Annotated in this window: 28 protein-coding genes; 4 read left to right on the top strand and 24 right to left on the bottom strand. The window is 31.9% G+C overall.

Annotated features, from left to right (window positions below; all coding sequences use genetic code 11):
- Positions 1–9: 9 nt before the first annotated feature.
- The 3 genes from H8744_RS18690 to H8744_RS18680 are packed head-to-tail and all read left to right on the top strand — an operon-like array spanning position 10 to position 3,493.
- A complete protein-coding gene (locus H8744_RS18690) occupies positions 10–1,332 on the top strand; it encodes a BSAP5b family pore-forming toxin (RefSeq protein WP_005647361.1) in 1,323 nt (440 codons plus the stop codon).
- Positions 1,333–1,341: 9 nt separating this feature from the next.
- Positions 1,342–3,021, top strand: a complete 1,680-nt coding sequence (locus H8744_RS18685; protein ID WP_007559167.1) for a BSAP5a family pore-forming toxin — start codon at positions 1,342–1,344, stop codon at positions 3,019–3,021.
- A gap of 43 nt (positions 3,022–3,064) precedes the next feature.
- A complete protein-coding gene (locus H8744_RS18680) occupies positions 3,065–3,493 on the top strand; it encodes a hypothetical protein (protein ID WP_005780925.1) in 429 nt (142 codons plus the stop codon).
- 434 nt (positions 3,494–3,927) lie between these two features.
- Here the strand turns inward: H8744_RS18680 and H8744_RS18675 are convergent, their stop codons facing one another.
- The 13 genes from H8744_RS18675 to H8744_RS18615 form a co-directional block, all read right to left on the bottom strand.
- Positions 3,928–4,314 (bottom strand): helix-turn-helix domain-containing protein, encoded by a 387-nt coding sequence (locus H8744_RS18675; protein ID WP_007559164.1) that lies wholly within the window; start codon positions 4,312–4,314, stop codon positions 3,928–3,930.
- On the bottom strand, positions 4,307–6,262 hold the full coding sequence (locus tag H8744_RS18670; RefSeq protein WP_004295345.1) for a type IV secretory system conjugative DNA transfer family protein: 1,956 nt from the start codon (positions 6,260–6,262) through the stop codon (positions 4,307–4,309). Before H8744_RS18670 ends, H8744_RS18675 begins: the two co-directional genes overlap by 8 nt.
- Before the next feature lie 3 nt (positions 6,263–6,265).
- Complete coding sequence (locus tag H8744_RS18665; RefSeq protein ID WP_004295344.1) at positions 6,266–6,490, bottom strand: hypothetical protein; 225 nt, start codon at positions 6,488–6,490, stop codon at positions 6,266–6,268.
- Positions 6,491–6,664: 174 nt separating this feature from the next.
- On the bottom strand, positions 6,665–7,108 hold the full coding sequence (locus tag H8744_RS18660) for a hypothetical protein (RefSeq protein WP_007559162.1): 444 nt from the start codon (positions 7,106–7,108) through the stop codon (positions 6,665–6,667).
- A gap of 10 nt (positions 7,109–7,118) precedes the next feature.
- Positions 7,119–7,391, bottom strand: coding sequence for a hypothetical protein (locus H8744_RS18655; RefSeq protein ID WP_004295341.1), 273 nt, complete (start codon positions 7,389–7,391; stop codon positions 7,119–7,121).
- Positions 7,382–7,660, bottom strand: coding sequence for an HU family DNA-binding protein (locus tag H8744_RS18650; protein ID WP_004295340.1), 279 nt, complete (start codon positions 7,658–7,660; stop codon positions 7,382–7,384). The genes H8744_RS18655 and H8744_RS18650 overlap by 10 nt, the downstream gene beginning before the upstream one ends.
- 11 nt (positions 7,661–7,671) lie before the next feature.
- Positions 7,672–8,025, bottom strand: a complete 354-nt coding sequence (locus H8744_RS18645; protein ID WP_004295339.1) for a hypothetical protein — start codon at positions 8,023–8,025, stop codon at positions 7,672–7,674.
- The gene (locus H8744_RS18640) at positions 8,022–8,858 is read right to left on the bottom strand and encodes a topoisomerase C-terminal repeat-containing protein (protein ID WP_007559158.1); all 837 of its coding nucleotides are present in this window, start codon (positions 8,856–8,858) and stop codon (positions 8,022–8,024) included. Before H8744_RS18640 ends, H8744_RS18645 begins: the two co-directional genes overlap by 4 nt.
- Positions 8,859–9,566 carry a hypothetical protein gene (locus H8744_RS18635; protein ID WP_007559156.1) on the bottom strand — a complete coding sequence of 236 codons (708 nt, stop codon included), beginning with the start codon at positions 9,564–9,566 and terminating at the stop codon, positions 8,859–8,861.
- Positions 9,547–10,050, bottom strand: coding sequence for a PH domain-containing protein (locus H8744_RS18630; protein WP_005647342.1), 504 nt, complete (start codon positions 10,048–10,050; stop codon positions 9,547–9,549). The genes H8744_RS18635 and H8744_RS18630 overlap by 20 nt, the downstream gene beginning before the upstream one ends.
- Positions 10,047–11,156 (bottom strand): toprim domain-containing protein, encoded by a 1,110-nt coding sequence (locus tag H8744_RS18625; RefSeq protein ID WP_007559154.1) that lies wholly within the window; start codon positions 11,154–11,156, stop codon positions 10,047–10,049. Before H8744_RS18625 ends, H8744_RS18630 begins: the two co-directional genes overlap by 4 nt.
- Positions 11,157–11,160: 4 nt before the next feature.
- The gene (locus H8744_RS18620) at positions 11,161–12,720 is read right to left on the bottom strand and encodes a DUF3945 domain-containing protein (protein WP_007559152.1); all 1,560 of its coding nucleotides are present in this window, start codon (positions 12,718–12,720) and stop codon (positions 11,161–11,163) included.
- A 1-nt stretch (position 12,721) separates the two neighbouring features.
- A complete protein-coding gene (locus H8744_RS18615; RefSeq protein ID WP_029425721.1) occupies positions 12,722–13,441 on the bottom strand; it encodes a DUF4099 domain-containing protein in 720 nt (239 codons plus the stop codon).
- A 40-nt stretch (positions 13,442–13,481) separates the two neighbouring features.
- Between H8744_RS18615 and H8744_RS18610 the strand changes: the two genes are divergently transcribed.
- A complete protein-coding gene (locus H8744_RS18610) occupies positions 13,482–14,147 on the top strand; it encodes a M23 family metallopeptidase (RefSeq protein WP_007559149.1) in 666 nt (221 codons plus the stop codon).
- Positions 14,148–14,193: 46 nt separating this feature from the next.
- On the opposite strand, the gene H8744_RS18605 is transcribed toward H8744_RS18610, so the two are convergent.
- The 11 genes from H8744_RS18605 to traK form a co-directional block, all read right to left on the bottom strand.
- Positions 14,194–15,060 carry a zeta toxin family protein gene (locus H8744_RS18605; RefSeq protein ID WP_007559145.1) on the bottom strand — a complete coding sequence of 289 codons (867 nt, stop codon included), beginning with the start codon at positions 15,058–15,060 and terminating at the stop codon, positions 14,194–14,196.
- A complete protein-coding gene (locus H8744_RS18600; RefSeq protein WP_005647331.1) occupies positions 15,047–15,307 on the bottom strand; it encodes a hypothetical protein in 261 nt (86 codons plus the stop codon). Before H8744_RS18600 ends, H8744_RS18605 begins: the two co-directional genes overlap by 14 nt.
- Before the next feature lie 21 nt (positions 15,308–15,328).
- Entirely contained in the window at positions 15,329–15,808 is a 480-nt protein-coding gene (locus H8744_RS18595; RefSeq protein WP_005647329.1) for a DUF3990 domain-containing protein, read from the bottom strand.
- Positions 15,805–16,254 carry a DUF3791 domain-containing protein gene (locus tag H8744_RS18590; protein ID WP_004295329.1) on the bottom strand — a complete coding sequence of 150 codons (450 nt, stop codon included), beginning with the start codon at positions 16,252–16,254 and terminating at the stop codon, positions 15,805–15,807. The genes H8744_RS18595 and H8744_RS18590 overlap by 4 nt, the downstream gene beginning before the upstream one ends.
- A gap of 1,118 nt (positions 16,255–17,372) precedes the next feature.
- Entirely contained in the window at positions 17,373–18,014 is a 642-nt protein-coding gene (locus tag H8744_RS18585) for an OmpA family protein (protein WP_007559135.1), read from the bottom strand.
- 2 nt (positions 18,015–18,016) lie between these two features.
- Entirely contained in the window at positions 18,017–18,676 is a 660-nt protein-coding gene (locus tag H8744_RS18580) for a hypothetical protein (protein WP_007559134.1), read from the bottom strand.
- Between the two features lie 2 nt (positions 18,677–18,678).
- The gene (locus tag H8744_RS18575) at positions 18,679–19,182 is read right to left on the bottom strand and encodes a hypothetical protein (RefSeq protein ID WP_007559132.1); all 504 of its coding nucleotides are present in this window, start codon (positions 19,180–19,182) and stop codon (positions 18,679–18,681) included.
- 12 nt (positions 19,183–19,194) lie between these two features.
- Positions 19,195–20,034, bottom strand: a complete 840-nt coding sequence (gene traN / locus H8744_RS18570) for a conjugative transposon protein TraN (protein WP_004295380.1) — start codon at positions 20,032–20,034, stop codon at positions 19,195–19,197.
- A gap of 1 nt (position 20,035) precedes the next feature.
- Positions 20,036–21,145: a conjugative transposon protein TraM gene (gene traM, locus H8744_RS18565; RefSeq protein WP_007559128.1), complete on the bottom strand. Its 1,110-nt coding sequence runs from the start codon at positions 21,143–21,145 to the stop codon at positions 20,036–20,038.
- A gap of 3 nt (positions 21,146–21,148) precedes the next feature.
- Positions 21,149–21,580: a hypothetical protein gene (locus tag H8744_RS18560; protein WP_007559125.1), complete on the bottom strand. Its 432-nt coding sequence runs from the start codon at positions 21,578–21,580 to the stop codon at positions 21,149–21,151.
- Entirely contained in the window at positions 21,580–22,194 is a 615-nt protein-coding gene (gene traK, locus H8744_RS18555; RefSeq protein WP_005647312.1) for a conjugative transposon protein TraK, read from the bottom strand. Before traK ends, H8744_RS18560 begins: the two co-directional genes overlap by 1 nt.
- Positions 22,195–22,211 lie beyond the last annotated feature (17 nt).

Here is a 22,211-nt window from a genome sequence, read left to right as displayed (position 1 = left end):
ACTATATTTATGAAAAAAAAATTCTATTCTTTTTGGGGCGTAAGTCAATTATTGGTAGGAGCAATGACTATTGGTCTTGTCTCTTGTGAAAAAAGTTCTGAACTTTTATATGATTTTTCGGAAACATCAGAAAGTTCAATCCAGTCAAGAGCTATCTCTGTTGCTGACTCTGTGAGTCTGTTTTCTAATATAGATGAGTTTAAAAAAAAGCCAGAAACGAAATCTTATTCTTATTATCCTGAGACAGATGAATTTTATTCATCAAATATGTATGCTGTTAGAGAGCTTCCTTTTGCGTTGAAAGTCAGAGGAGGTGGAGTGGTTGGACAGCCTTATCTTTCTACTCAAGGAATGAGAAAAGAATTGATACTTTCAGCTTATAGTTCTTCAAAATTCTATTTAAAGATTTTGCCACCTAGTAGTGGAATACCATATTTGATTTATTCAAAGTCTTATAATAAGCCATTGGTTTGTGGTCAATATAACAATGACCCAAACAATAAACTTGTTTTTGTTTGGGACTCGGAAGATATAAGTTCTGGAAGTTGGGACCTTATACCATCAACATATAAAGGATATTTTAATATTGAAAATCAGACCTATTTAGGAACGGCAGACCCCAATAATCCTTGGAGTGTGTTTAATTATTCTATAGAAGTAAAGAGTAATGGGCAGGTAGGGTATGCAAAATATAATAAGCAACCACAGCAAGAGTTTCTATTAGAGTTTCAGGATAAATTTAAAGTAAAAGAAATAGCATTTGAACCTAAAGCTGTAGTGACGGAATTAGACCCTGTTGTTGTGTATTCAAATGGTCAGACAGGAGCAGTTGCTGGACCATCAAATATTACAATTTATGCAAAAAAAGATGTAAAAGATACTTCTTGTTATACAGAAAAAGGAGCTTTGAAAATTCCAATGGCAAATGAAGAACAAATGTTTTTACGTCCTGCAATAATAGCCGGGCAATTTATTGCCCCTGGCAATTTTAGTAGTGGGGAAATGCCTGATTCAACAATATTTTTGCCTAGAGCTCCTTATACTTCCACAACGTATGAGATACCTAAAACATTATCGGTGACTATTCCGGTAGAAGTTGATGAGCCATCTTTAATTAAAGTAACGACTTATTTAAAGAAATATAGTGTAAAGGCTGACTATACTATTACTATGACTTATCGTAATGGAAATGAGGCTAATGATAGAGAAGTTAAATTTAAAGGTTCTTGGTATGGAATAATAAATACTACATCAAAGGCAAAACCAGACGAAATAGTAACAATTCCTTTAGAAGAATATATGAAAAGTTTATCTAATAATAATCTGCAATAAGAAAAGATTATGAAATCAATATTATATATAATAATTTTATCTGTTATAGCTCCATTGTTTATAGCTTGTTCAGAGGATTTGAACTTATGCGCACAGCAAAATACAGTGGTTGAAACTGATTATTCATGTGATGATGTGATTCTTCAAGAACGTAATCCATCTCTTCCAGATGTTATTACAGGACAACCTTCTTTTGATGAAGAGTTGACAAGAAGTGGTGAGATGATTGGGGGAACTGATAAATATCTAGGTTATGGTTATAAATTGCTTAAGGGGAATTATATACCAAGTGATTTTGATAACTTTACGCATTCCATACTTGATATTGAATCTCTAAAAGAATATGATGAATCATATATTGATGAAAATTATCCTAACTGGAACGACCAGTCATCGTTTGCTTATTATGATTTTAATAATTATACGCATTTTTCATCAATAAGTAAAACTGTGAAAAGTGGATTTTCTTTAAATCTAGGATTTTTTTCTATAGGGAAAAAGAAAACGACAACCGAAACATTTAGAACTTTTATTAATGAATCAAAAGAACAAGCTTATGGGGAAATGAATATATTGTTTGCTCATGGCAAATTTACCTTGTTAAGTTCCAATGGTTCTAATAAAGTGTTTGCAAGGCAGTTTTTAAGAAGGTCTTTTATTAATAATTTATATACCTCTCCTATATCATCTATCATTGATTCATATGGAGATTTTGTTGTTGTTGGTTATTATACAGGTGGAAGAGCTTTTGCGCAATATATGGGTAATGCGGATTCAAATACGAATGTTGAACAGAAAACTAAATCCTTAGAGAAAAATATTAATGCTTCACTTGTATATAAAGGTGATTCACTTAATGGGTCGTTCGGATTTAATGGAAAGGATGGTACTTTTGATTCTACAGTTTACAAAAGACAAGATATATTTATACGTGTAAAAACATTGGGTGGTATTCAAGATGAAACAGGTGTAGTGAATACTACAATGGCACTTAAAGACATAAATATAAACTTGCAATCTTGGAGAAAATCATTAAATGATTCAAAAAATCATACAGTGATTGATTTAATAGAAGAAGGATTATATCCAATGTCGGATTTTGTACTGGAAAGAAACTTTCAAAGACGTTTTGATGATACTTCTAAGGAAATTCTTCTTCCTGTTACAAGACTTTATACTCCGTCTATTACGATTGCAAGAGTATTGACAAAGACATCTGCTTCGGGAGAAAGTTTATATGATGTAGCTGCTGTGTTAACAACAAGACAGGGTGACCAAATAGTATTGAGTAAAAGTAATGCTACGGATGCGGAATTAAGGCAAAATGAAGATGATAATGTTTTTATCAAAAAAGCCCAAATTATATCGGCAGAAATATCAAGGTATTTCAGCTCTGATATTCAGATAAGTTATAATACTAGAAAGCGTATTAATCCTCAAATGCGTTCTCCGCTATGTATGGTTTTGGAGAACTTCAATGAAAAAGGTTTCTGTAAGTACTATCATGAGGCAACTAATATGGAATATTTATACGACCCAACTACCAAACTCTGTTTTTCATTTTTTGCAGATGAAAGAGATGAGAGTTTGCTGGAAGTATATGGTCTTAGTTCATGGGCTTCTAATTTAGTAGAAAAACAGATTTCAATAGCAACATTAGCAAATCTATACACAATTATAGGATTGTAATTTTGAAGTCTGGTATTTATATTAATATAATCTATTTTAATACATGGTACATTATTTTAAACAATCTTGCTTATTAATGCTTTGGGCATTATTTTTAGTAAACATAAGTTTTACAAGTTGTGATGATAAAAATCCAGAGGTACAAATAGGAGAACTTACTCCCCAAAAACTATATCAAACCTCATGGCGTGGTACAGGTCGTTGTGATGCTTGGGTAGTTCCCAATATGGGAGTAGGTATGCAATTTATAGATACTCAATCGGGGAAAGTAAATTGGGAAAGTTACGATGAAATTGATATTACTTACAAAATAGAAGGAAAATATATCATATTTAATAGCAATGCTTTATATTTAGGTGGTGCTCCTTGGGTTATTAAAAGCTATACCCAAAAACATATAACTCTTATACAAAATGAAGCAAGTCCAGATAAAGAGAAAGTAGCTATAATAGAATTAGATAGGATAGATTGATTTCGATTGTATTGTTAAAAGGTATGTATTTGGATGCTCTCTTTTCATATTATAAGTATTTGTTATTATACTGGTATCATTTTTATGAAATGGACATAGGGAAAAGAAGATTCTCGTGTTGCTCTTTCTGGGTTTCGGGGAGTGAAGGATATTAATCACATATTCATATTATTTATATATAATATGGCATTTTGTCCTTCTTCTTTTTCCCTATAGTTTTATGGTATCAATTCTTTGTGTCCGGCTTCCAGCAGCTTTTTGTATTTGGTATCAAAAAGGAGTTCTTCAGGGTGTACCAGGGACGATAATTCGGTATCATTTCATCATGCTATATACGCCCATCAGTGCCAGAACTCCAAAAGAATAGGTATCACAAATTCTTTAAAGTAATATTGGAAAATAAAAGAGAGTATTTTGTACTCTCTTTTATTTTATTAGGGCTGTAATAAATTGATGGCTTTTTGAAGATTAGCTTCTAGCTCTTTTTTAGCGTTTGACATAGCATCCTCATAGTTTTTTTCTGATTGTCTTATAATTTCTATTATAACAGAATTATAATTGGCTTTTTGCGCTTCATCTTCTTCTGTATTAGAAATCAGATAAAACTTTTCACTAAATATTAAATCTATAAAAACATAGTTAGAATAAAAATTCAGCACTTGAAATAAAAGTTTTAGGCTGCCCCCTTTTCCTAGTTCAAGATTTGAAATCGCATTTTGTTTACAGTTCAGCTGTTCTGCTAATTGAGCTTGGGAATATCCTATATGCTCTCGGATTTGCTTTAACCTTGTGCCTAAAATTGGTAATGTAATGTTATACATATTGTTCTATTACTGTTTCTACTTCGTCGTATATTCTCTTAAAGTTTTTTTGCAGTAATTTCTCTCTATTATCTGCTGTCCCAAAGTTATATACTTTTGGCAGTTCTTTGTAGGCTTCTTCTTCTTTCTTAATTTTTTTTAAATCTAAATTGGTTTTGCAATGGTACATCGCTGTTGGAAAATTATCTTCTTGTCCAAAATCTAATGCAACTTGCCCTACTAATGTACCAGCTTGTAATGAAGATATTTTGGATGCCGGGATAACAAAATCCATTTGTTCATTCATATTAATTGTTGTTTCGTTTCTTCTGATAGTAACACCTTCTTTTACTTGCTTAACTTTTCCAAATAGTTTTTGTAGCCAATCTAAAGTTTCAGGAGCTTTAGCTTGCCCGGATAAAGTGTTACCTATAATAGAAGTTATAGTTTTTGCGGTAGCTTTGCCGTATTGTTCTTCTAATTGCGGTAGTTCCTGTAATCCCAAACAAATTGAAACCTTATTGCTACGTGCAGTAGAAAGTAGTGTTGCAAGTTGATAAAAATATAATGTGGGACATTCATCTACTATGATTGAAGTAGGGTAGTTACCTTTTGTATTGACAAGTCTAGTTAATCGGTTAATGATAAGTGCATTTAAAGCACTATTCATGCTTTGTGTTTTAGGGTTATTTGCAATGATAAGATAACTAGGGTCTTTTTTATCTGATACTTTTAAATTGAAATCATTGCCACTAAATACCCAAAAAGATTCTTTAGTAGCCAGTCTTGATAACTGTACTTTTAGACTTGCCATCTGTCCTTCTAATTGGTCCACTGCTCCTGATTTATATGCAGCTTCAAATGGGGAAACTAGTGATTTTAATTCAGGTTCGGAAAAGAGGACTTTAAAAAGTACGTCATATTCTTGATTAAGGAAAGCCAGTACATGCGGTAAATCTGAATATTTGCCATTCTCGTATCTAGACCAAAAATAAATAGAAGCTGCTAACAAGTTTACTGCTGATGTTTTAAAAAAATCGCTATTACCTCCACTTCCTTTGTCGCCTTTTTGTAAACTCTCATATAATGCTTCTGCCGTTTCTGTTGCATCTGCTAGGATTTCTATATATTCTCGTTTCAATGGGTTTATTCTTCTACTATATTCAATATCAGAAAAATTAATGACATTGAACTTGAAATTACTTGGTATTTTTCCTAATTGCTTGTTCTTTTGATAATTATAATATGCAATTTTGGCAAGTTCAGGAAATTTGAAGTCGTAAACAACTTCTGCAAATCCTTTAGCTGAATGTTGTCTTATAAAAGAATTTATAACAGAAAAAGATTTACCACTTCCAGGCGTTCCTATTACGAAAGTTCCACGAAAACAGTTACATATATTCAGCCACCCATTATGCCACTTTCTATTGTAGAAAAACTTCATCGGAATATTGACAGAGAATTCTGTTTCTACCTTGTCTTTAGATTGTTCAAAGCTTTCATTCTCTATATTAAATCTATCTTTCATAAAGTTTGATTTAATACGTTTGGAAATGTTATCTAGAGCTGAATTTATTAATGTCGCTCCAATTATTGATAGTATAATGTAAGCTATATTATACCATTCTAAACTAGTTTCTCCTTTTTCTTTAAAGAAAAGAAAGCATATACTTCCAAAGAACATTATGAATCCAAAGATTAAAGGAAAAATGATTTGTTTAGTCGGGTCTAATTCTAAATCCTTTTTTGAACGTGTTCCAATGCAAGTAACCATTATAATAAAGAATGTAAATAGTTTACTATAAAGAATATTAGAATAGATAGGAATTTTTGCCATTTTTGATAATAAGGGCATAATTTGTTCACTAAAGGGAAAATGAACAAATAGTAGAATCTCTATGCAAACAGTTATATAAATGAATGCTTGCATGAATCCATATAGTTTTTGTAATTCTTTGCTTTCTTCCATGATTTAATCGGGTATTTTAACTTTTTCAGGTTCCTCACATTGAAAAGCCTTGAAATCTTCTATAGCTAATTTCAAGTCTTCTAAAAAATTGCTATTGCAACCTTTTTCTACTGCTATCTGGTAATATGCTTCCATTGCTTGGACGGAACAAATATCTGTTCCGCATATTACAAAAGCTGGAATGTCTTCTAATAGGCACTTGTGTAATAATCTTTTTTGGTCTTTCATTTTATTAATTCAAATGAAAATACCACTCTTTTATGCAGTGAGAGTGGTATTGGTTTTTATTTTTTGGTATCATAATAATGTTCTCTTATCGTCCATGCCGGGCAGAACCCGGAAAAGTACGGTATCAAATACCTTCCCGGTTTCTCTCCAGTGCAGGCAGAAAAGGTATCAATTCTACTGGTAATTTTCCTGTCCGAATATATGTTGAACCATTGCATAATTTTCACCACTGTTAGACTTATGCAGCTTATCATCAATAAAAATTTTTACTTCGACTGTCTTAGGTAGCTGTAAATTTTCAAGGTTTTCTTCATCTTTAGGTATAGGGTAGGCAGATAGCCATAAATATGTTCCTTGTTTGGCTTCTTGCTCAAATGTGAATGGACTTTCTACAATAGTTTCTTTGGCAGCTTCTTCGGGAGCTTCGGAAGAAATATCTACTCCTACTGTATAATGTATTAGAAGTTTGAAATTTTCTGGGTCGCTTACGGTAGCTTCATAACGTACTTTTCCTGTATCTCCTGTAGGTGGAGTATCAGGGTCGTTGTTATCGTCTTTATTGCATCCAGACAACATAAGGCTTAAACCAATCATTACTAATGATAAATACTTTTTCATATTGTTTCTTTTAAATAGTTGATAATTCAATGTGTATCGTTCCATTTGCAGCATTATATGCTACTTCCTCAATATTGGTGAACCGTCTTATTGATTCTTTCCATTCTTCTGTTTGTGGATTGTGGTAATATTCTTCTTCTAATAGACTTATCAAATTATTTATTTGTTTGTCAGATAGATAAATCTTTTCTCCAACCCTTGGAACTACAGGTAATTGGATTGGTATAGAAATATTGTTCACACCATCTATAGGAATATGGATGTTTATTTCTATCATAGCCATTTCATGTTTAGTATATTTTTGGACGGCTTAAATTTAACAACTTCCTTTTCTGGAACTTCTACAGGTTCTCCAGTTGCCGGATTTCTAGCTATCCGAGCTGGCTGAATAATCTTTTTGAAAGTACCAAAATCTTTTATAGAAACATCTTTTTCTCTTAGATTTTGAGATAATTCTTTGAAAAAACTATCAATTATTTCTGCTACTTCTTTTGTTGGTTTATTTGCCTTTTCAGCAACCATTTTGATTAAATCAGTCTTATTCATTTGCATATCAATAATATTTAATTACTTAAATCACTTAAACAAATTTCAGGAATAATTTGGGTATAGTCTTCTGTATCTGGTCTATAATGTATTGATTCAACTATATTGACCTCACAGATAACATCATATACCCATGCTTTAAAATTCCCTTCTAAATCATCTTCACCATCATTGAATTTATTAAAATCACTTTTAGCTTCATCTGTTAGATATTCTAATAAATTTTGATAGGTAAATTCATTCTGAAACATTATAATGTGAGGTGAAATTTCTTCGCCTATCCTTGGAAGATGCGGAAAATTCCAATCACCCTTTACCTTCATTCCTCTCTCTTTAAAAAAATGGCTATAAATTATAAATTCTATTTTCATATTAGTTTTATTTTAAAATCATCGTTCAGTACAAGCTTTCTTTCCATCGGTTGCCCGTTTTTATCATGAAATCCAGTTAACACAGGTGTTTCTTTTTTCTCGCAAAGTTCTATTGCTTCTTCGGGAGTTATAGAACGTCCTGACATTTCACGCCAAATGACAAAATCACATTTTATGGCTTCATTTCTATAGTTGGAACAATTATAGGCTTTTTTGTTTATATATAAGTTTCCTCCACACTTAGGACACTTACACAATGTATTGTCAAAAGAAATATCTAAGTTCTCTGTTAGAACCAGCCGTGAAGAAAAATCATTTCCTTCTCTTGATTTAAATCCAGTCATAAACGGTGTTTTTTTTCCTCTGGCAAGTATTTCTGCTGCTTCCAATGGTATTTCTCTTTGTGCAATAGTTTTGGGTATATAGAGGTTACAAACTCTGTTGTTGTCCTTGTCCTTTTGTGAATACCCTTTACAAGCATATCCATTTAGTAAAATTTCAATTTCTCTACCACACACAGGACACGGAGTTTCTAATACTTCATTTACGAAAGAAGGAATAACGATTCCATTTTCGATAGTCAGATATGCAGAAAAAGGAACTCCTTTTTTATTATGGAAGTCATGAAATATATCTGTTTTCCCTGTTGTTATTAATTGCCTGGCTATTTCTTCTGTAATCTCTTTTCCCCAATATGAATGATAAATATTAAATGTACATTTGTCATTCATGTTTTTGAAGTAATTACAGGAATATCCTAAACTGCCTTTCATTATGTGTCCTTTTTGGCAAATAGGGCATAAGCCTAAATCTTTGATTGTATCATTATCCATTTAATATCCTCCTTTACTAATCCATTTAATACCGTTTAAAATATTATCTACTTTTTGTTTCCCACTATTTACATATTTAAATTGTCCGGGTACAAGTGTTTTTAGTACTCCAGCCCTTTTAGCGGATTTCATTTGTCGGCATACAGCGTATGCAAGTCCTCGCATTCGTCTAAGTTCATTGACCACATGAATACATAAATCTATCCTTTGCTTATTATCCATAAGATTTTTTTCACCGCCTTGCAATGCTATATTGTTTATGTATATCATTAAATCTACACTTCGACTGATAAGCTCATACTCTGTTTTTGCAATTATGGTTAATAATTTAGGGTCTCCAACTGCATATTTAGCTGCTTCGGATTGGTATTTAGCTATGTCTCTAGCTAAGGTTGAAGCATAAATAATATCTTTTCCATTTTTCACAACTGCATTAACTGTAGAAAGATAGTTGTATGTCTTCTCCTGTAAGGATTGAATTTGATTCATTTTTTGTTGGATTAAAATTTGAAAGTTGCGGATTTTTGTTTCCTCACTTTGTATGTCTTTCAATACACCTTGTTGCTCCTGATGGGAATAAACCAATGTTCCAATCATTACCGGGTCAATGACAATAGATTGTGCTAGTCCTTTTATGTTGCCTAACAGTAACATTAGGGAAAAAAATAAAAGCACTCTTTTCATATCATTATCTGTTTGTAAATTCATATATTCCTTTTTTCTTTTTTTGTTCTTCTACTCTATTTCTGATGGTTTGAATTATATCACTATTAGCTTTAAGACCATTCATCAGTAGTTCTGGTGTTGATTTATCGCCAGAATAAATGTAGATATTGGTGTTGTTTATTAAAGACTGGATAAAACTTTGCTTTTCTTCATAATCATATACACGATATAATTCTATGTAGTTAATCCTTTTTGAAAGCACTCCTTGATATATTTTTATTTGCTCTCTAGTTATAATCCATTTTGTACAAAGTAACATTGAAATATATCTGTAGAAAATTATAAATATCAACAATACTAATATCGTTCCACTGATAAATTTTAATAATTCATGTTCTCTTATATATTTACTAAAAATGAATACGAAAATCGCTAATGTGATTAAAAGGAAATTCTTCATTAACCAATATCGGAATTTAGGCTTTAATATAATATCATCAGAAGCTATGTTTGTTCCATCATTCATAACTTAATACTTTTTTTTTGTTCATGTTGTTTCATTAGAATTTCATTGAAATCTTTTGCTTTTTCTGCTTTATGAGAAATCATAGGAGCTATTATTTTGCTTTTTTCCCTAAAACTTTCTAGTGAAACGTCATTTTTGTTAATAGTGAATTCTCTACCCTTAGTTTTAAACAGCACATCATCTTTATTTTCTTTTATTGTCATTTCTGTATTACTAATGATTCCAGACACTTTAATGTCATACAAATTACCGTTTAAATCATTATCAAAACAGGTATGTACTTTAGCTTGTGGGTATCGCAATAAAGTGTTTTTTATTTGATTAACTGAAATGTACCCTCCTACACTACAAAAAACACTTTCTTCTAATTTGATTTTGTTAGCATTGAGCTGATAGAAGCTCATAGCATCTAAAGCGGATTCTGCAAAGTATATATGTTTTGCCATTTGGGGGTGTGGGCAAAAATCAGCAATCCAAAGCGAGTTACTTTTATCACCTCCGGCAGCCATTCCTTTGAATCCATAGTTTCTTAATTCGTAATTTGTTACTTTGTTGTCTTTATCTTTTGGATTAATATAGGGAAAACCTATATTATAATAATTGCCGTTTCCTTGTAAGTCTTTAACCCTTGTGATAAATGGTAGAAACTTTTCTACGACTTGATGATTTATATTTCTTTCATTTGTGAGAAATCTTAAATCAGCGAGTGTAGTAGGAAATTCTTTATATCTATCTCTGTCAAAAGATTTGTTTTCTGCTTTTACAACTTTGAATGCTTCATATTTAGGACTATAAGGCTCATTTGCGTAATGTCCTAAAATCATATTGATTCGCACAAATGTATTTTGATGTTGGAATTGTGGGAAGTCGTTAATATGATTTTTGATGAACTGAATTAAATCTCCACCTTTATAATTCCTATCATAGTAGTGTTCTTGTACACTATGAGGATTCTTGATGATGATTTCATCCAACTTGTTACCTGCTCCGTCTGTCAGTTTAAAAACAGGCGAAACCTTTCCTTTGCTAATGTCTTGTTTATATCCTAAATCTTCAAGTATTTGAATGATGGATATTTTAGCCTTATAATCGTCAAATGTTAGCATAATATTATAGTTTCATTGTTGGAGTATCATTATTTTTTCCGTAGGTTCTACCATATCCGAGAATAGATGCTTCTTGCTTCGCTGTTGCTTTAATAGAACTATCTATTTTATCCATTTGGGTAGATATTTGTTCTCCGACAGTTTGTTTAGTAGCTTCCCTAGAGCTGGAATATGTTTTTTCTACTTCCTTGTAAGAAGCATAATCTTTAGAAAGTTTATGTTTCTCTAAAAAGGCAGCCATTTCGGTGGGTTTATCTTTAAAAATTTCATCAATCCCTTTAGCTCCTTTTTGGGCTACAAACTCTAATCTTTCTTTATCAGATATATATCTTTCTTTCCCTATTGTTTGTTCTTTCTTTTCAGTCGCTTTAATTTCTATAGTATTTGCATCTTTGATTGATAATCCATTTCTGGCATTCAAATCTAGTTTTACTTTTGCAGCTTTGTTTAGTTCCTCGTTTACAATGGTAATTTCTTTTCCATTTTTGAGATTTTCTTGCTGCATAGGAGTAAGCTCTATTCCTCCAAGTTTTTGGGGAATATGAATGTCTTTTGCTTTTATTGATACTATCTCATTAGTATCTTTGTCACGTTGGTGCAATGTTCTTTCTCCTTTTGAATTAGTCTTTACTACGACATTATCAGCTTTTAGGGCTTTTATTTCATCCTTAGTAAAGGATAAATCATTTTTTATTTCTTGTCGTTTAGGAATGAGCAAGATAGCAATCCCAGCGATTGGGTAAACTACTGTAATAGCTGCGATTGCTAGTTTTCTAGCATTGATACCATCAATTTTGATGCGTTTACCTTCTTCTTTGAAATCAATTTCGTTGGTTTTTAATTTAGATTTATTTTCAGGTGTATTCTCGGCTGTTATATATTTAAGAGTTGTTGCTTTCCCCTCAAAATGGAGTTTTCCATTTTCTGTTTTATAAGACACTTTTTCATTGTCTAGAAGTGTTCTATTACCGGGAGTATCTTCAATGGAAAAATTTAGCATACCTGTTTTTTTCCCATTTTTGATGTTTGCAATATCTTCGGGGCTTAAATTTTCCGGTTTAACTCCTACTTCATTAAACTTGTTCCAGTCTATATCAACATATGAACCTTTACCATCTAGGGTTTGGTTTTGTTCATAAGCATATCGATAAAGGTCTTCTCCTTTATATGCAATTTTATTTTCAAGGTCAATGACTGTAAATCCGTCTTTATATCCTTCATTCTTGTTAGTACCTTGTTTTATATCATCCCATTTTATAATTGCAACATTGTGGTTTTCTCGTAAATATTGGCTATATTCTTGGAAATTATTGCTAGCTTGTTCTTTATCAAAGAAACTGATTATTCTTTCTTTAGATTGCTCTAATAAAGATTCTCTATTATCTCCTAAATTGCCAAGTTTAAGTGTATTCAGTGGATAAGTATATGTTTCATTACCTTTGGAAAAGGTAATATCACCATTCCGATATTCTTCTGAATATCCAAGAATTGCTGCTATTGCTCGGAATTGTCCGGCATTTTCATAACTATATTGCAAAGCTTCAAATTTTTTCTTTTCTTCCATTTTATAATTTGAATTTATGTTCTACTTTAGATTGCGATTCATTTCCAAGTGTTGTTTTTTGTCCTTTCATGTATTCTATATATTCATTTCTGTTTTTATCAGTATGAATAGTTCCTATAATTTGTGGGTTATGCCGGTCATAAGCTATTTTCTGTTTCTGCTCGAAGTCTAGGAATTTTATTCCTCTTGGATTATTTAAATCTAATCTTATGGCAATTTTTTCTTTGTCAACATTCAAAATTAATTCCTTACCTGATTTTAGAGTTTCCTTTTGTTGCTTATCCAGCTCAACACCTTTTATGTTTGAAGGTATTGAAATACTTTTGATTTTTGTTTTAAGCAATTCGTTTGTTTCAGGGTCTAATTGTACGAGATATTTTTCATTGTTAATAGTTTTTGTTATTATCTCGTTATCTTGAAGTCGTTCTAACTCCTTTGGTTTAAGGTTTATATCATTCATTATTTCTGGTCTGACTGGATGAACTTTAACGCCAGCATTGTTGCTATCTTTCCAGTACAAACTTATTTTTCCTTTCATACTTATTTCTTCTCCATTATTATCGTGAAAAGAAAGGTCTAGTAAACTGGTTCTCTTTCCAGATAATAGAGCTGTGATATTTGCCTTATCCAAAGACCATATCTGTTTTTTTGATATTCCTATTAGTTCTAATTCTTTATATGGAATATCATTTTCATTAAAAATAGCTTGCTTTTTATCCATGTAATGTATATTTTTGCTCAAAAGTAATAAAAATATCAATATGAAGAATAAATTTATCATGTTTTTTACTTATTCATTGTTTTTTTCAGTGAATGGCTACTGTCAGTTTAATACGGTATTACAGAAAAAGGATATTCCTAAAGCGGAACCTGTATTAGCAACGACAGAAAATAAATTGATAGAAGAAAAAGAAAAGGCTGTTGTCGTCAATGATGCTTTGACTACAGAACGACTTGCATACTGGAAGCAAAGAAGGTATTTATCTTTGCCCATTGATTCAATGGTGATAACTTCCCATTATGGTAAAAGAAAAGACCCATTTACTGGAAAAATAGCAAATCATAGAGGGATAGACCTTAAAGGCAACAACGACTATGTTTATTCGATAATGCCGGGAATGGTTGTAAAAACAGGAAAAAATAAAGGGTTGGGCAATTATGTAGAAGTGCGTCATGGTGATTTTACTTCTATCTATGGGCATTTATACAGTGTGCTTGTAAATGCGAAACAAGCTGTTGAAGCTGGGCAACCAATAGGCATTAGTGGAAGTACCGGGCGCAGCACAGGAGAACACTTACATTTTCAAATGGAATACAAAGATAAAACTATAGACCCTAAGCCAATTCTTGATTATATTAATGAGGTAATCAGAACTGTTAAAGGACAAATTTCACAGCAAATAGATAATGAGTTAAGACGCAAATAAATAGAAAAAGAGGATTGGAAAAGCCAGTCCTCTCTTTTTGGAAGAATCAGAAGAAACCTTTTTTTAATCCTTTTTCTTGTCTTTGAACTTTTTCTAGTGAAGATTGAAGTTGTGACAGAGCTTCTTTCATTCCTTTTTTTACTTCAGGATTCGTTACGGATTCAATAAGCTCTTTTCCTCTTTGAATGTTAGTGTTAAGTATTTCTTTATTCTTCATCTGTTTTGAACGACTTTCATCTATAAAAATAGATGGCATACTTTTGCAACTCCATTCACCATTTACTAGATTGAAATCTTTAATTCTTTCTTTCGCTAAGTAGGTGTGGATAGAAATCTTATCTACAGCCTTATCACTGTATAATTGATTTGCAGATTTCATTAGTCCATTTACGGCTTTGTTATGTGAATCAATATCGGCTAATCGTCCTTGTCCTTTACTTAGTACTTCTTCTTGATACCTGTTGTAAAGTCCTAGTTGGGTAAACTCCTTGGGGGCTGCAATAATATATGCTTCAACTCTAAATCCTGCATCTTTAAATTTTTGTGCTGTCTTTAAAGGTACATCTGGATTTCTCATAGTTCCTTCTATAATAATATTGCATTTCCGTTTAATGGCTTCTTCTATTAGTCTTTCTGTAAAAACGCTAGAAAAAATCTGGGTTTCAATGGGGTATTTAATAGGGTCTTTTATTAGTTCCTTATTGGGGTGAAACTGTCTGTAAAGGTCACCATTAACAGTGAGAAAATCTAAGTTAGGATGGTCTTTCTTTGCAACATTTATAAGAGTGCTTTTTCCGCAAGCTGGTTGTCCACCTAAGATTATAGCAATAGGCTTTTGTGATGATATATTGATGTCCTCAAATAAGCCATCTTTTTTTTGTTCAAAGATGGCTTCTACTTCATAGCGTTGCATAATATGCTTTCAATTTAGGTGCGTAATAGTTTTGTATCTTATCCATGACTGATAAGCGCACATTTTCAGAAACTTCAAACTGCAACAATCCATTTGCTATTTTTTCTTCTGTGTTGAGAACAGAAAGTTCTTTTTGCAGTATTTTTTTTCTGTTTTCATCCTTCTCTTCTGATATTTCATCTATCTTCATCATGCGGAGTGTCCCGATAATGTCGAGCGCAACATCCAAGCTCATTTCTTTATTCATGGTTCATTATAGTTTTATGATTTATACTTCAATAGATTCTGTGAATTTTAATAATGGAATAACTTTCACTGTATGAAATGAAAGTTGGTTAAAAAGCTTATGGGTCTTTAGCATTTCAATCGCTGCATCAGCCGTAACAACACCTTGTTCATAAAGCCGGATTGTTGCATATAACTGGTCATTGGCAACGGGTCCCATTATTAAATCATAGCTGTTTTTTCCTTTTCCTCTGCGGTTATTAACTACAAACTCCAGCCACTCTTTTGTAGCCCCATCAAATCGAAGGACTGAAAACTCTCTATCAAGAATATTATCGGGGACTTCATAAACTGAAACGACCGCTTTTTTACCATGTTCCCGATTTCTTTTGAGTATTGCCCACTTCTTAGCCTGTTCAAAATTAGTTGTCGTATAGAATCCTTTTCCAAAGTCAGTAGCTTTACGCCCTTTCTGTATATTAGGGGATTTGACGGTAACTGTTGAGCCGTGATATAGTTTCATGCCTTTTTATTGATATAAGTTATTATAGTATCTAATATATACTCTGTATCTTGTGTGTGCAGCATTTCAAAATTTTCATATAGAAATTCAAAAACGCCATGATTGGAAAACAGCAAAAGAGTTTCTTTAGCACTTATATTTTTAGTTTCCCTGTAATTTTCAGCACAAAACATTTGAAAAAGCAATATCTTTGGATTGTCCTTTTGTACTTTCTTCTGTTCTGTTTTCTCTTTTTCTAATGCTTCATAAAGTGATAATGTACTTGAATACCATAGTTTTGTGTTCTCGTCCAATAATGCCTTGTACAAATTGGAAGAATATATATAGTATAACGCATCTTCTAAAGGTAGCGTTTTTCTTTTCATGACTGTATCAACCAATTCTCTCATAACAAATGGGAGCATAGCCGAACCAAGTTCATTTTGATATGTTTGATTAGTTTCCATAACTATTTATTTTCTAATTTTATATAGCTATCTTGCTGATGTCTTTAGCAAAGATAGAGAAAAAACAATCATCATAGACCTATTGTATTGATTAGTTTGTAAATAGGTTCTTTGTATTTCTTTAGATTTTTAATTTGTATAACATACTTATTGATTCCTAACTCATTAAAGATTTCTGCGTACATTTTTATTATGGATTTTCTGTAGTAGATGGTTAATCCTACTATTGCAATGCAAATAAAAATCAAATAGACTAGTTCACTATACGCATAGATTGCTAATACAAAAATTCCACCCATAGCCCATAAAAAGCTACTTAAAAGAAATCTTAAGATATTCATGATTTTGTTTGCTGTTCTTTATACTGGCAGCCAAACCAGCTTTAAAAGTTTATTTATCTCTTTATTTTCAATACTCAAAGATAGTAATTTTCTATAAATGTCGCAAATAATAGGACAATTATTTTTGTTAAAAATGGTTTTAGGTTTATAGACTGCCGAAGTTTTATTTTTCCCTAAAGTTTTTGGTATCATAATAATGTTCTCTTATCGTCCATGCCGGGCAGAACCCGGAAAAGTACGGTATCAAATACCTTCCCGGTTTCTCTCCAGTGCAGGCAGAAAAGGTATCAATTAGATGCAATCCTTTTGCTGATGGGCGATAGTTCCTGAATGGTGTCGGTATCGTTTCTTTTATGATGCAGCCGTTTTTCTGTATTCAGATATAGAGAGAAACGACACAAAGAACTTTAGGGAAAAGAAGATTCTTCGTGTTGCTCTTTCTGGAAGTGGAGTATATTAATCATATATTATATGTTTATAGGTTCATATATTATATATTCATATATTATTTATATATAGTGTTTTCTCTTTGTTCTTTTTCCCTAATGTTTTATGGTATCAATTTTTTGTGTCCGGCTTCCGGCAGCTTTTTGTATTTGGTATCAAAAGGTCGTTCTGCAGGGTGTGCCAGGAATGATAATTCGGTATCATTTCATCATGCCATGTTTGCCCATCAGTGCCGGAACTCCGAAAAGTACGGTATCAATTTCTTTCCAGACTATAAAACAAAGACCGAGAGTTTTACCTCCCGGTCTTTGTTAATAGAAATCTCTCTTTTTAATATTCATCATTTGTGATAAATATTTCTACTCTCCTATTTTTAGCACGTCCAGCTTCACTTGTATTGTCTGCAATGGGTTCGCTATATCCTTTTCCATCTTCTGTTATGTTGTTTGTTTCTATACCAGCGGTTCTAAGGTAATTTCCTACTGCTGCTGCTCTATTTTTAGAAAGTATGATATTGTATTGTTTTTCTCCTATATTGTCAGTATGCCCAATTATTTTAATCTTAGTATTGGGTATTTCACTAATGATATTACATAAGTCAGAAAGCATTTTTTGAGCTTCTTCATTTAATTCATATGAATCAAATTTGAATAGGATTTCACTTTGAGCTGTTGCTTTAAACTGTTCTTTTCCATTTTTATCTTTATAGCTGGAGATTGATAAGCCATCAATAGCTTTTAGTTTATTTCTTCTAGCTTCTATCTTTTCTTGGATAGCTTTATCTCTTTCCTCTTTAACTAATTTTGCACTTCCACCAACTATTGAAGCGGTTGAATAGTTACTATTATTTTCTATCATGTCTTTTTCTTTGTCGCTTAGTTCAGCGTTACTGAAAGTTATCATATGCGTTGAAGTACATGCGGTAAAAAATGTAACAACGAAGGCTGCTAGTATAATTATTTTCTTTTTCATGATTATCTTATTGCTATAATAGGTCTGATTTTAAATGAATTTCTTTTGCTTGTACTGGTTGCTCTTCCTTTTGTTAATGAAGAAATTAGTGCAAACACTTTAGGAGTATCTTTTCCTGCTCCATCTTCTGTAGAACTCCAGTACCAACCATCAAAGTGCGTTCCTCCAATGATTGAGAAAGAAGAATATACCTTTTCAAGATTATTAGAGATTGCTTTGTTTTGTGCGATAGAGCCAATAAACCAACCTGTAACACCTTTTGGTGCGTATTCTATAGCTTTTTGAGCTGCTGGATAAGCTAAACTATCTTTTATAGCAAAGTTCATTATTGCGGCAGTATTAGCTGCTCCATCAAAGCTGTTTTCATCTTCCGAAACATTAGCTATATCCTCGTCTGTATCTATTAAAGGATTTTCTTCTAAATCTTCTAATGAAACGGCATAAGCGGTTTCTTTTATATCAGGATTATTCCCATCATTACACCAAAATACAACTCCAATGGCTTCTTTTTCATTGGGTGAAAAAAGTGAGGGATGCACTATACTTCCATCACTACATAAGATACTACCCGGCTGTAATGATGTGTCTATAATATCTTCGTGTTTTGTACATGATGATATTACCCCTATAATGGATAATAGAATTATATATATTTTTTTCATACTTAATTATTTATTGGAAATTTGACACCTACTAATAATCCATTTCGGAAATGGTCACGTGTCCAAAAGACAAAATCATTTTTTTGCATTACAAAGACTTGCATTCCATTTCTAAATGAATAGCTATATTCTAAACCTATATCAATGGAAGCCTGAAACCCTTTTCTGTTAGCTCCTAAATCTGCTCCAAACCGCCATCTTAAATTACTGTTTTTGCCTCGTGAGATTGTAGGTTTATATGCTGCACCTATGCCGAATGTTTTATAGCTCCAGAAACTATCAGAGCATACCTTATTACATACCGGGCATTTATCATATGCTGTAGCTAAATCAATATATAGTTCATAAGCATTGTGATATTTACCTTCAAACTCCAGCCCTACAACTGCATTGACGGTATTTTTCCATTGCCAACCTCCTGAAATATTAAAAAACTTATCACCATCACCAGCCATTGACTTTAGGGAAAAAAATAAGGTGATAACAAGAAATGCTATTCTTTTCATAATCGTAAAATTTTATTCAGTAAAAGCATCTGCATGAAGAATGTCTGCATAATCAATTCTTAATGTTATAGTACGTCCTGAAATCTGTTTTTCAGATATTTCTATGGTAAGAACTTTTTCGTCTGGGAAAGTAAATTTTTCAAAGACAAAAATATTTCGATAGTTCTTCTTGAAAACAAGATTCTTATTAACTTGCATCAATGGAAGTATTTCTATAGATTGAAAATTAGTAGCCTTTGTTTGTTTTTTATCTTCTATTTTGAAGCGTATTTGGTCTATATCATATCGTATTTTTGTTTTATTAATCATAGAAATATCAATAAAGAAATACTTATCTAATGTGTAGATATTGTTTAGTACAATTTTCATTAGGTTACTTTTACTGGAAACATCATAGAATTTATTTTTTGAAATAAACATTCTATGTGCGTAATCATACATTTGTGCTTTGGTTAAGTTCACTTCTGGATTCATATAGCTACGTAAATCAGCATAAGGGATATTAAAGCGAGTGTATGCTTTTGCTAAATCGCTACTATATACTAGCATATATTGTACGAAAAATCTTTCTGTAACAATGGTGATAACTCCACTAGCTCCTTCTTTTGTGGGCTTTATTCTAAGAGAGTTACCAGTAGGAATATCGCCAACAATATCATTGACTGATATATCAACATATTTTATATCTTCCATAGCTATAAAATGCGTTGAAACATCTTTGTTGACGTATATAACCTTTAGTTCTTCTGGGTTTTCACCTGCAAGCTCGATGTTTTCTCCAATAGGGGTGTTCTGTGCATTTCCTGTAATAACAGAAACCATTGTGCATAATGCAATAAAAATCTTTCTCATATTATTGTTCTTTATCTTTGTTGTTTACTAAAAAAACTTGTGTGTTATATTTTAATTTGGCTTTGTTTTTTTTGATGTTTTTGGAAAGAGCTTGGGTTGTACTACGGTAAGCATCTTGTAAAGCACCTAAAGCGAATTGTTCTACTCCTTCTGATTGGCTGTTCATTTGTATAGTTTGGCTTCCTATTTGCGCTCCAACATCTTTACTCAAATCTCTAAAAGCTGATGAAGGAACAAAGAAACCTTCTTGTCCGTCATTATCATATACAGATAAATCTACTTTCATTTGTCTGCCATCAACCATTATAGAGGAAATATTAATGTGTACTCTTTGAGCTTTAAAGCCAGATACATTCCCATATAGGTAAGTGCCTTTAGTTAAAAGAGCGTCATTAATCATTATATCATCTAGAAGCCGTATGCGTACTCGGCTACCATCTGTTACTTTTAAAGTTTCATCTAATATAGCTGTGATTAGTGAAGTTTTTTGTTCTTTCCCTACAGTATTAAAATATACTTCTGCGGGATTTTTCGCTTTTACAACTTCTATAGCCTTTTCTTTTGGCTTTTCATCTTGTTTTTTTTGAGGTGTTCTAGGACGTGGATTTTGTAATGAATCTATATAAGCCATTTGCATTTTAAAAAGCTCCATTTCTTCTTGCATCTTGGATTTTTCAGGAGCTTTCCTAGTTTCTGTTTGACTTGATTCATCTATAGTAGGAAATCCTTTTATTTGTTGTTCCAATTCCTTTTCTCGGATTCTAGAAGCTTGATTTAAACTGTCAATTTGCCTTATTTCATCATTGGAGTAAAGAGAACCAGAACTTTCAATTTCGCTAACTTCTTCTTCTTTATCTATGGTTTGTATTGATGAATAATCAGAAGATTTATTGAAAGCTCCTTTGAGTGATTCAAATTTACTTTTTATCTCTCTTTTTTCTAAATTAGCATCAGGAATATCAAGATTTAATTCTTCCGTTTCTACTAATGTAGTTTCTTCTGCTGGGGCAGAGTTTATCATATCCTTAACTAGCCATCCTATCCCTAGAATAAAAGGTAGGATGAGTATCGGAATGATGTACTTAGGCTTTTTAATATCAATCTGTTTCATACGCTATTTATTTAATTTATTGTATAAATTTTTTATTCGTATAGTGTCTTCTGGAGTTAATTTCCCATTTTTTCTTAGCTCATTAATTTCATTTTGCATTTTAATCACTTCTAACAAGTCGTGAACTCCTACTTGTTTTTTTTGTAGGGTACTATCAATGTTAATTTGTACTTTGCTTTTTTCTTCGTTGAAAACTTGCATTGGCTTTCTTTCTGGACGCATTACTAATGATAGAATTGTGACGAAAGAAAGGAATGAAATCGTAATTCCAAACATAGCTTTACGGTGTATATCAGCCCACGCCAATAAGCGTTCACAAGCGTTATTAACTCCGAACTTTTGAAATATTTTAGTAAGAAGAACAACTGTAGCTTGCTCGGCTTTAGTCTTGATACTTTCTTTTCTATCATTCTTTTTATGTTTAAACAGTTTCATTAGAAATTCTTTTTTACTTTATAATCTAGGTCTTTGTTTAGTATCGTTTTCCAATCTGTGATAATAAGTCCATGAGGATTATTTTCAGTACGTGGAATTTGTCTTAATTTCCCTGTAGTTACAAGTTGCCTTTTTAGAATAGAGGTTTCTCGCTCTATACGTTGGATGCCATAGTACTCAAAAGATAGGTTGTTCATGTCCACCTTGATACTATCTGTCATAATTGTTACTGTTGCAGAACTCGCTAATATGGTGTTGAAATATCCTTTTTCTTTTAAATTATTATATTGTTTTAATCCGCTATCATCAATTAGATACATGGCTTTTTCCATGTTGTATTTTATAAATTCATCGTCTGGTGGTAATGTGAAAAATAAAGTGTGGAATAGATTTATGTGGCTCTTACATTCGACTTCCAAGTTGACTTCTGTACCAGTTTGTTTTACTAGTACAGGGACATCATTATCCAAAACATATATTTTTTTTCTTTCAGCTTTTACTAAAGAGAAACAAAAGGCTAGTACCATACCTGAAATAACTATACTAGTTGCAAAACAGCCAATGGATAAAATTCCGGCTAATTTGATTTTATTTTCTAAGTTTTTAATAATCATGATTATGTGAATTTAAA

Source organism: Jilunia laotingensis (genome assembly GCF_014385165.1).
GTDB classification, from domain to species: Bacteria; Bacteroidota; Bacteroidia; order Bacteroidales; family Bacteroidaceae; genus Bacteroides; species Bacteroides laotingensis.
This window is presented reverse-complemented; position numbering and strand designations above follow the sequence as displayed.